At 60.5% G+C, this 9,355-nt stretch carries 10 protein-coding genes and 2 pseudogenes; 10 read left to right on the forward strand and 2 right to left on the reverse strand.

Going from position 1 to position 9,355, the window contains the following annotated elements; genetic code table 11:
* Positions 1–31 precede the first annotated feature (31 nt).
* The 7 genes from DK391_RS28550 to DK391_RS28575 all read left to right on the forward strand — a co-directional run bounded on the left by DK391_RS28550 (position 32) and on the right by DK391_RS28575 (position 4,151).
* On the forward strand, positions 32–832 hold the full coding sequence (locus DK391_RS28550) for a hypothetical protein (protein WP_109481367.1): 801 nt from the start codon (positions 32–34) through the stop codon (positions 830–832).
* An 88-nt stretch (positions 833–920) separates the two neighbouring features.
* Positions 921–1,199 carry an AlpA family phage regulatory protein gene (locus DK391_RS28555; RefSeq protein WP_239482980.1) on the forward strand — a complete coding sequence of 93 codons (279 nt, stop codon included), beginning with the start codon at positions 921–923 and terminating at the stop codon, positions 1,197–1,199.
* Complete coding sequence (locus DK391_RS28560) at positions 1,186–1,575, forward strand: GIY-YIG nuclease family protein (RefSeq protein WP_162600929.1); 390 nt, start codon at positions 1,186–1,188, stop codon at positions 1,573–1,575. The genes DK391_RS28555 and DK391_RS28560 overlap by 14 nt, the downstream gene beginning before the upstream one ends.
* Positions 1,572–2,468 (forward strand): AAA family ATPase, encoded by an 897-nt coding sequence (locus tag DK391_RS45405; protein WP_239482981.1) that lies wholly within the window; start codon positions 1,572–1,574, stop codon positions 2,466–2,468. Before DK391_RS28560 ends, DK391_RS45405 begins: the two co-directional genes overlap by 4 nt.
* Positions 2,469–2,636: 168 nt before the next feature.
* A complete protein-coding gene (locus DK391_RS45410; RefSeq protein WP_239482982.1) occupies positions 2,637–2,990 on the forward strand; it encodes a hypothetical protein in 354 nt (117 codons plus the stop codon).
* Entirely contained in the window at positions 2,987–3,565 is a 579-nt protein-coding gene (locus DK391_RS28570) for a hypothetical protein (RefSeq protein WP_204117456.1), read from the forward strand. Before DK391_RS45410 ends, DK391_RS28570 begins: the two co-directional genes overlap by 4 nt.
* Positions 3,450–4,151 carry a hypothetical protein gene (locus tag DK391_RS28575; RefSeq protein ID WP_239482984.1) on the forward strand — a complete coding sequence of 234 codons (702 nt, stop codon included), beginning with the start codon at positions 3,450–3,452 and terminating at the stop codon, positions 4,149–4,151. The genes DK391_RS28570 and DK391_RS28575 overlap by 116 nt, the downstream gene beginning before the upstream one ends.
* Before the next feature lie 306 nt (positions 4,152–4,457).
* Here DK391_RS28575 and DK391_RS28585 read toward each other — a convergent pair.
* Positions 4,458–5,132 (reverse strand): annotated as a pseudogene (locus DK391_RS28585) (competence protein CoiA family protein); the annotation flags it as partial.
* 186 nt (positions 5,133–5,318) lie between these two features.
* On the opposite strand from DK391_RS28585, the pseudogene DK391_RS45415 reads away from it, so the two are divergent.
* Both DK391_RS45415 and gpW read left to right on the forward strand, forming a co-directional pair.
* Positions 5,319–5,615, forward strand: a pseudogene (locus DK391_RS45415) (phage terminase large subunit family protein); the annotation flags it as partial.
* Positions 5,545–5,808: a gpW family head-tail joining protein gene (gene gpW, locus DK391_RS45420; protein WP_239482985.1), complete on the forward strand. Its 264-nt coding sequence runs from the start codon at positions 5,545–5,547 to the stop codon at positions 5,806–5,808. The pseudogene DK391_RS45415 and the gene gpW, both read left to right, overlap by 71 nt.
* Positions 5,809–6,297: 489 nt before the next feature.
* Here the strand turns inward: gpW and DK391_RS44445 are convergent, their stop codons facing one another.
* Complete coding sequence (locus DK391_RS44445; protein ID WP_162600930.1) at positions 6,298–6,612, reverse strand: hypothetical protein; 315 nt, start codon at positions 6,610–6,612, stop codon at positions 6,298–6,300.
* A gap of 377 nt (positions 6,613–6,989) precedes the next feature.
* On the opposite strand from DK391_RS44445, the gene DK391_RS28600 reads away from it, so the two are divergent.
* On the forward strand, positions 6,990–9,355 hold a 2,366-nt coding region (locus DK391_RS28600; protein ID WP_162600931.1), incomplete at its 3' end, for a filamentous hemagglutinin N-terminal domain-containing protein.

A 9,355-nucleotide genomic window follows, 5' to 3' on the forward strand; every position in this document is an offset into this window, starting at 1 on the left:
ACTACAGGTTCTTTGCGTGGAGGAACGCGTGATGAAAGCTTGGGAAAATGATTCGTGTGCAACGGTGCAGGCGTGCTTCTCGGTGTATCCGGTCGCGGTTGCCGCAGCGCTGTGGTGCGGTGTCTCACCCGATGAAGTCGAAGAGGAGTTGCGTCGTGCAGCCCCTGTTGGCCAGGGAAATGTGCTGGCGCGCGCAACCTTGCGCCATCCGTACCTGAAGTGTCTGGAGCCGCGCATTCGTGCCATTCATGCGGCAATTGACGGCGGAGAGTTGCTCTCATGCAGGGAAGATGGGCGTCCGGTAAGCGGTGAGCATGTCGCTTATGAGCGTCGGCATGTGTACGGCCAGCATCTGAAAGAATGGGCGAAGTCCATTGCGCCTAGCGAGCGCCCCGTATTCCTCTTTGATAACGTAGAGCGTGGCGTTCATGCCGCCATTACGCAGGAGGTATATCAGGCGATCAAAGCCGCACACGACGGGAAAGAGCAGAAGCTGATCCGCGCTAATGAACGTATTAGGGAACTCGGAGAGGAGAAGGCGCGCATCGAAGCCGAGTGCAATTCGCTCAAAGGCATGGTCGATCGTATGAGCGCACAGCTCAAGAGTGCTCCGCCGGGTGAGCGTTCGGAGACCACCTATCTCAATATAGTTGCTGGTCTGCTGCGCCTGCTGATACCGTCTCAGGTTCAAGACCTTGCGGGTGCATCCTACGAGAGCCAGGCTGCTGTCATACAAGCGTTGCTGGAAGCATTCCCGTCTAAACCGGGTATTTCACAGCGCACCCTACAAGAGCGATTCGCGGCTGCGAACCGGAGTCTTGACGCATCTTGAAGTGTTCGCTTCGCGTGCCACCGCAATTGCGGTACGGCACGCCGCAATTGCGGTGTATTTCTCTAAGCATTCCGCTTGAATGGAGGCCATGCCGCGCTATTCCAGCGCGCGCCTTTCCCAAGAAGGTAACGACATGGCCGACACAATCCCCATCCTGATCCCGCGCCGCCGCGTATCCGCGATAACCGGTCTTGAGCGCTCCGCGCTTTACGAGCGCATCGCGCGCGGCGCATTTCCGCACCCTGTCCGCATCGGCTCCGCCGCCGTGCGATGGATCGAAGCCGAAATCATCGCATGGGTCCAGCAACAGATCGACGCGACCCGCATGCAGCAACCGCCGAAGGGTGCCCGCCGTGGCAGCGCGTGAACCGGGCAGCAGCGCGACGCCTGACGACGCCGAAGCGCTGGCGGCGGCGCGCGCCGAATTCTGGGCGCGCTGGCGCGGCGAGCTTCCGTCCTACGCGGAAGCTCGCCATCTTGCCGCGCGGCAAATCCCAAGGAGGTCGGCAGCCACAGGTACAAAATGCGATTCCCCGTCCGTGCACGTTGTGAGTGCCACGACCCGCCGCAAGGCCGAAGGGCTTCTCGACCGCTTTGAACGGCTCATAGAAAAGGAACTGGCCCGCTGCGAGCGCTGCATGACGCGGGATGAATGGCGCGAGCATCGCGAATGGATTGAGGAACATGCGCGCGGCTCGCTCTGGGAGGCGCTGATCCATCGCTCGCACAAGGGGATGCTATGAGAAGCGAGCGCGATAAAGAAGCCGATCTCGTGCGCGCTGCGGAACTGATCGAGTTCAGCGAAGCGCGCCGCGAACAGATGGAACGAGGTCGCCAGAGCGCCGTCCAGGGCGCGCAGAAGGCGACCGCGCGGCCCATAGAGACGCCGGAGAGCCACCGCGCTACCGGCGGCGACCAAGCCGGACAGGCGGCAGTCCTGCTTCAGTGCGCGGCAGACGTGAAGCCGCAGCCCGTCCTGTGGCTGTGGCCGGACTGGTTGCCGGTTGGCAAGCTGACCGTGCTGGCCGGGGCGGCGGGAACCGGCAAAACCACGCTGGCGCTTTCGCTTGCCGCGACGGTCACGCGCGGCGGACAGTGGCCGGACGGGACGGCGTGCGCGCACCCCGGCCAGGTGCTGATATGGAGTAGCGAAGACGATCCAGCCGATACGCTGGTGCCGCGCCTGATGGCGGGCGGCACAGACCTGAACCGGGTGCATTTCGTGTGTAACGTTGCGAAGGCGGACGGCGAACTGATGCCATTCGATCCGGCGCGGGACATGCCATTGCTGGGTGAGCGCATGGCCGCAATGGGCGCTGTTCGTTTGCTGATTGTCGATCCGATCCTCAGCGCTGTAGGGGGCGACGCGCACCGCGCCAACGACGTGCGCCGCGATCTGCAACCGCTGGTTGACCTGGCGGCGCGTCACGGCTGCGCGGTGATCGGTATCTCGCACTTTTCGAAGGGCTCCAAAGGCAATGCGCCGGTCGAGCGCGTCATCGGCTCTCAGGCGTTCGGCGCGCTTGCGCGCATGGTGCTGGTCACGGTCAAGGAGGAAGGCGCGGAGCGCCGCATACTAGCCCGCGCCAAGTCCAACATTGCGCCCGACGATGGCGGCTTTGCCTACGCGCTGTAGCGGGTCGAGGTTCAGGCCGGTATCCGCACGAACGCCGTTATCTGGGGCGAACGCATCGAGGGCACGGCGCGCGAAATTCTGGGCGAAGTCGAACAGGACGACGACGAACGCCGGACGCTACGCGACGAGGCGCGCGAGTTTCTGGCCGGTCTGCTGGCAGATGGTCCGATGGACGCGCACCGCATCAAAAAGGATGCCGATGGCGCGGGCTATAGCTGGTCAACCATGTTTCGGGCCGCGCATGAGCTTGGGGTCAGAAAAGAGAAGTCGGGCATGAAGGGCGGCTGGAGATGGACGTTGCCGAAGATTTCAGGCTGCGAAGATCTCACGAAGATTTCCGAACTCTCTAACGTGAAATCTTCGGGGGAGCGTGAAATCTTCGCTAGTGGCGCGGGTTTGCAGTCTCCTCCTTTAGACCGTTCCGCCGAAGATTTCAGCGGTAGCGAGTTTGAATCTTCGGGGAAATCCTCGACGCAAGCCGCACCACTGGACGACGATGACCGAGTGACGGATTGGGTATGAACGCCGTCGATATCATGAAGCGCGCCGCCGCCTTGGGAGTGTCTGTCTGGATCGACGGCGAACGGATCGGTATCGAAGGACCGGCGCGCGGAGTCGTGGCCATCAAGCCGGAGCTTGCGGCGCGCAAGTCTGAGGTACTGGCGTATCTGGTGGAGTTGCGGCAAAGCGTCAAACCGCCCACCGATGGCGGCGCGTATCTGCCTTGGGGGCCGTACCTGTCTCCGATCGATGTGCAGCGAATGAGAGGCGAACTGTTCGACAAGGTTGACGCGCTCGCACAGGCCGAAGCGTGGACACCCGAGCGCTTCGCCGAGACGATGGACCGCGCCCGTAACGGCCCGCCTGCTGATCTGCCGGGGAATGTCGAATACTTCACTGCGAGGCTGATCGAGCGCCATGCCGGGATCGAAGCGGCGGCGTTGCTGGCGGCGCGTTCGTGGCGTTATGAGGGACGTGGAGATGGCAACCAGGCAAGCAGCCAAGGCAGCAAAACAGAGAGGGAAACGGGCGGCAAAGCCACCAGCAGCGAAAGGCACACCGGACACGCTGGAAATCACCGACCCGCGCTATGTTGACGACGTGAAGCGCGACGCGATGCTTGCGGCCAGCCCGCTTGCACGCGGCGCGGTAACGGGCCGCAAGTACAGCGAAGCGGCTTTCGGCGCGGATACCGATCTGACTGCGTACATGGCCGAACTTCGCATGGCGGCGCAAGCCGTAAAGCAAGGCGACATGCACGGCCTCGAATTGATGCTCATGACGCAGGCGAGCACGCTCGACATGATCTTTAACCACCTCGCCCGCAAGGCGACCTACAGCGAATACCTGAATCAGTTTCAGACGTATCTAGCGCTTGCCCTGAAGGCGCAGGCACAGAGCCGCGCGACTGTGGAAGCGCTGGCGGAACTGAAGCATCCTCGCCCGGTGGCCTTTGTAAAACAGGCGAACATTGCGAACGGGCCGCAACAGGTGAACAACCAAGCGGACAGCGTCGGCGCGCAGCCCGATGCCCACGCGCGCGCGGAGAAATCCGCGAACACTGCAAACGAACTATTAACAGACCATCATGGCACGACACTGGACGGCGGAGGAACGGGCGAAACAGGCCGATGCGATACAACGCTGGAAACCGTGGGAAAGCTCAACGGGGCCGCGAACTGAAGCTGGCAAGGTGGCATCCGCCAGCAATGCACAGCGGCACGGCGCGAGGTCCGCGCGCAGGCTGGCCGAACTTCGCGAACTCCGCGCGTTGCTGCGCGAATGCAAAAACCGGCTGGTCCGCTAGTTTTTTGGCCGGCAAATGCCGAGTTGTGTTCAGGCGCGGCAGGGGGGCATCCCGCTCGCTGCGCAAAAGGTACTTCCAAAGGACGAACGCGATGCGGACACGAAGACTCGCGAGCTTGTTCTAGCTAAAACATTGCAAAGCTGTCCGTATGATTGGCGTGAACGCGGACAAGTGCGATCGACTCACTCGGCCATATAGATTCGACACGCGGGCACATGAACGGAACCCTTCGCATACAGGTCGCGCGACTTGGGTGAAAAATCCGTTGCGAGATTGAAGGTGCCGCGAAGCTTTGGCGTGCGCCAACGTTTTGATCGCCGGTCATAGCCGCCAACCGAGTGCAAGAAGCCGCCCGACTCGTACCACGAACTTTCTGGAACGTGTAGCTGATAGTCGCCGAAGTGGAATGCCTCAAACTCAGCACCAGCACGCCAGTAGTACACCTTCCCGTAGTAAGCCGCATGGCACCATTTTTCCCACGCGTTCGGGCTGATTCGGCTTTTGCGTAGATCGTCACGCGGCAGCGCGCTCCACAACACATGCACGCCACGCTGGTTATAGGCGAGTGTGCGACGGGTGATTTCGTGCACGCTGAGTTTGCTTCGCTGTACCTCAACCGCGACTGGCACGCCACGAATGACCGCATACACGTCGGCGATGGAGCCGCCTAAATCCCTTTCAAGTTCGACCTCGCTCACGTTCGCGGCTTGGCTTAGCGCGTTGAAAATCTCAAGCTTGCAACGCATGTGCTCGGCTGTCTCGCCTTGTCCCCGATGGCAGGTAATTGGCGGTTTGTGAGCGAAGTGGTGAACCTTGATAAGCCCCTTGCGCAATACGACCTGTGTGGCACATGTCGGACACTCGAACGGGGCGTCTTCCTTCTGAGCCTGAAAGGCATATTGTTTATTCCGTCAATCGTTCTTTTTGCCGTCAACATGTCGCGCTGGGCCAAATGCCGTTCATTGATGACTGAAGCATAAGCGTTGAGGGCGCGATTGCGAAGAGCAAATTAGCTGTTCGGGTGATTCGCGGTTCCTTGCCCGATGTTGTTGCCTCAACTGAAGGAAGACGCCACCGGACGGTTTTCGAAGCAACGGATTGCGCCGATGATGCGGGTAACGCCCGTGCTGCGCGATCTGATTGGCACGCGGCGAATGCGCAACGCCGACGAGACGATCCTGTTCAAATCCTTTTCGAGCCGCTTTCTCGCGCTCGCGGCTGCGGGTTCGCCGGACGACCTCGCACGCCGCCCGGTACGCGTCGTACTCTGTGACGAAATCGACGAGTACCGGCTCACGCGCGAAGGCGACCCGATCGCATCGGCCGAGGAACGCACAGCCACGTTCGCGAAATGGCTGTCGGTGTGCGGGGTTCGCCGACCATCGAAGAACAGAGCCGCATCGCGACGGAACGCGGAGTGTCACTTACTCCGCATCAAACCAGGCGCACTTTTCGGCGCTGATCCGGCAACTACAGCAGGCACTGGGGCTGATTTGTCGGCGGCGTGCGCCGGTTCGGTTTTTGTATCGGTGACAGGGGGCTCAATACATGTTCTAGCAGTCCATGCGCAGATGACACCTGAGTTGATCTTGAGCTTCGATGAAGTCTCAATACGATCAATTGTGGACCATTGACGGAATACGATTACGCCGCTTGAATCCTTGACAAGAATTCCCTTGTCGAGATAACGAATGATTGATGCATTTGCTACAGTTGATGGGCTTCCTATGTAGATAATCCTCGCTGCGGCAGGCGCTTCATAAAGCTTGAGGGCATCTATCCGCCCGGTTACCCAGAAGAAGATGACGATGCCCGGTACGAAATAAATTACGAACCATGTGCTATCTGAGAATTGCGCGCGCACGCGGGGATGATTCATGACCCATACGATGAAAATCACCCAAGCGAAGATTGAAATTAGCCTTATGGATTCAAGAAATCGATCGCCAAGAAAAACGTAACCCAACAGCGATGCAACCGCGATAAATAAGAGACCGTATTTCGGTGAATCGCGAAATCGCTTCAATTTCGTCGGATTCGGCGAAGATGCAACAATTTCGGCTTCCGTCCTTCCGTCCTTCCGCCCTCGATGCGTCGCGTCAGCAAATCCAAAACTAGATAAACCGCAGCGGCTCCCGTCAGTTGTGGTGCCCAGTCTAAGGCACTTCTGATGTGATCCGTTACTGAAGTTGGTAGATCCGAGAACGATAGATTGATCGCGTGGAAAAATCCCCAATCGTACGAAAGGGATGCGATAACAATCCCGGAGGAAGCAAGGGCCGCGAGTTTGCCCAGCAGATCAAGTAATGACGATTTTTCCGGAATTGTTTTGGTCATCAAGTTTCCTGAGTTTTTAGCTCTTAGTCTTCGCTCTCAGCGTAACAGAGCATAGCAACAATCAGTTGGTACAGGTTCTCGATGCGGACAGGCGGCAAATCCCCGAACGTTTGCACGTGCTGGTAACGCTTGTGGGGACGACATCGGATGACGCTGCTGATGCGCTTACGCCGAAGCTCGCGGCACCTTCTGATTGCTCAGCGGTCAAATGAGCGATCGTCAGCAAAAAGCCTCCACCAGATTTTCCTTGCCGCACAATCAGACGCCACTGAATTTGCGCGATCTGTTGTTTCTGCATGTGACTTGACAGTTATCAACAGTTTTTGAGGGTATTTCGCGATAGGTTTATCGGTTCAATAATAAGCAACACGAACAAAATGAATCAGAAGACTTACCGGCTCGTGTTCAGCCGGTTGCGCGGTATGCTCGTGGCCGTCGAGGAAACCGCAACAGCAGCAGGTAAAGCAGGAGAGACGCGCGCAACGGGGCGCGCATCGGGAACACAGGAGATAGGTGCATCGCTGCGCCAGCTTGCGCTCTCTGCCCTGCTTGCCCTCTCGCCGCTCATGGCGGGCGCGCAGATCGTACCGGGCGGCTCACACGCGCCTGGCGTGGTCACGACGCAGAACGGTATCCCTCAGGTCAACATCAATAAGCCTGCTGGTTCGGGTGTGTCGATGAACACCTACAACCAGTTCGATATTCAGAAGAACGGCGCGATCCTCAATAACTCGCCGAATATCGTTAATACGCAGCAGGCTGGATACATCAACGGCAATCCGAACTTCGGGCCGAACGATGCGGCACGCGTGATCGTCAATCAGGTCAACAGCAATTCGCCGTCGCAGTTGCGCGGCTATCTCGAAGTCGCGGGCCAGCGCGCGCAGGTCGTTATCGCCAATCCGAATGGCTTGATGGTCGATGGTGGCGGCTTCATCAATACGTCACGCGCCACGCTCACGACCGGTACGCCGAACTTCGCGGGCGATGGTTCGCTTTCGGGCTTTAACGTAACGGGCGGCAATATCACCGTGCAGGGTGCGGGGTTCAATGCATCAGATCTTGACCAGGTTGATTTGCTGGCGCGTGCGGTGCAGGCGAATGCCGCGATCTATGCAAAAGACCTCAACGTCGTAACGGGTGCGAACGCCGTCGACTACAACACGCTTGCCGCCACACCGATAGCGGGCAGCGGCGCTGCGCCTGGTGTATCGATTGACGTGAGCAATCTGGGCGGCATGTATGCGAATCGCATCGTGCTCGTCGGCACAGAGAACGGCGTCGGCGTGTCCAGCAAGGGCGTGCTGGCAGCACAGGCCGGCGACCTGATCCTGACGACACAGGGCAAGCTGGTGCTCGCCGGTCGGACCAACGCAAGCGGGAACATTACGGCGAGCGCGCGCGATGGCATCGACAACAGCGGCACGACCTACGCGCAGCAAGGCGTCAGCACGAACACGTCGGGCACGCTCACCAACAGCGGCACGCTTGCCGCGCAGCAGAACACGACGATCAGCGCGGGCAGCGTCGCATCGACGGGGACGCTCGGCGCAGGCGTGAACGGTGACGGCACGATTGCCGGTTCCGGCGACCTCGCGGTGACCGCTAGCGGCGCAATCACGGCGACGGGCCGCAACCAGGGTGGCGGCAATACGACCATCCGGGGTGCGGGCGTCAATCTCGCCGGCAGCAACACATCGGCGAACGGCGCGCTGACGCTATCCAGCAGCAGCGACCTGAACCTGTCGAACGCGACGACCACGGCGGGCGGCACGCTCACCGCCAGCGCAACGGGTACGCTGACCAGCGACGGCGGCAAGCTGTCGGGCGGTTCCATTCAGGCATCGGCGGCGAACGTCTCGAACGCGGGCGGACAGATCGTTTCCGGTTCGACGGGCAGCCTCACTACGGGCGGCACGCTCGCAAACCGTCAGGGTGTGATCCAGTCGGCGGGCGCTTCGACTGTCAACGCTGCGTCACTCGACAACACGGGCGGACAGATCCTGTCCCTTAACGGCGACGGCCTGAACCTCGGCGTGACGGGCACGCTGCTGAATGGTGTCGGCGGCACGATTGGCGGCAATGGCAATGTCCAGTTGAGCGCGGCCACCTTCACGAATCAAGGCAAGGTGAACGCGCTGCGTGATGCGGTGCTGCGCGCGGGGAATGTGACCAATAGCGGCTCCGTCACGGCAGGCGGCGCATTGAATGCAACAGCAACGGGCGCACTCAGTAACGCAGGCGGCACACTGTCAGGCGCGGCGACGACCGTGTCTGGTGCGTCCGTCGACAACACGAACGGCAGTATCGACGGCGATGCGCTTGCCGTCACGTCGTCAGGCGACCTCGTCAACCGCAACGGCAAACTCAGGCAATACGGCGCGAGTGACCAGACCATCAGCGCGAGCGGCGCGCTCGACAGCACGGGCGGCACGATTGCGTCGAACGCAAACAGCCTGACGGTTTCGGCGAACACGATTACCAATGACAGCGGCACGCTCCAGCACGCGGGCGCGGGCATGCTCAAGGTCAAGGCTTCGGGCGCGCTGTCGAACGTCGGCGGCAAGGTGCAGACGAATGGGGCTCTGAACGTTGCTGGCGCGAGGCTCGATAACAGCGGCGGCACGCTCAGCGCACAACAGGCTGTACAGGTTCGCGCGGATTCAGGCGTCGTCAACCGCAACGGCACGCTGTATGGCGACAACGGGCTGACGGTATCCACACAGGGCGACATCGACAACAC

Origin of the sequence: Paraburkholderia sp. C35 (assembly GCF_003121405.1) — a bacterium.
Classification (GTDB): Bacteria; Pseudomonadota; Gammaproteobacteria; order Burkholderiales; family Burkholderiaceae; genus Paraburkholderia.

Bases quoted from the DNA above. Each gene is read 5' to 3' on its own strand.
- DK391_RS28575 (WP_239482984.1), top strand. From the start codon at position 3,450: ATGGCAACCAGGCAAGCAGCCAAGGCAGCAAAACAGAGAGGGAAACGG.
- DK391_RS45410 (WP_239482982.1), top strand. From the start codon at position 2,637: ATGGACGCGCACCGCATCAAAAAGGATGCCGATGGCGCGGGCTATAGC.
- DK391_RS28570 (WP_204117456.1), top strand. From the start codon at position 2,987: ATGAACGCCGTCGATATCATGAAGCGCGCCGCCGCCTTGGGAGTGTCT.
- DK391_RS28550 (WP_109481367.1), top strand. From the start codon at position 32: ATGAAAGCTTGGGAAAATGATTCGTGTGCAACGGTGCAGGCGTGCTTC.
- DK391_RS28555 (WP_239482980.1), top strand. From the start codon at position 921: ATGCCGCGCTATTCCAGCGCGCGCCTTTCCCAAGAAGGTAACGACATG.
- DK391_RS45405 (WP_239482981.1), top strand. From the start codon at position 1,572: ATGAGAAGCGAGCGCGATAAAGAAGCCGATCTCGTGCGCGCTGCGGAA.
- DK391_RS44445 (WP_162600930.1), bottom strand. From the start codon at position 6,612: ATGACCAAAACAATTCCGGAAAAATCGTCATTACTTGATCTGCTGGGC.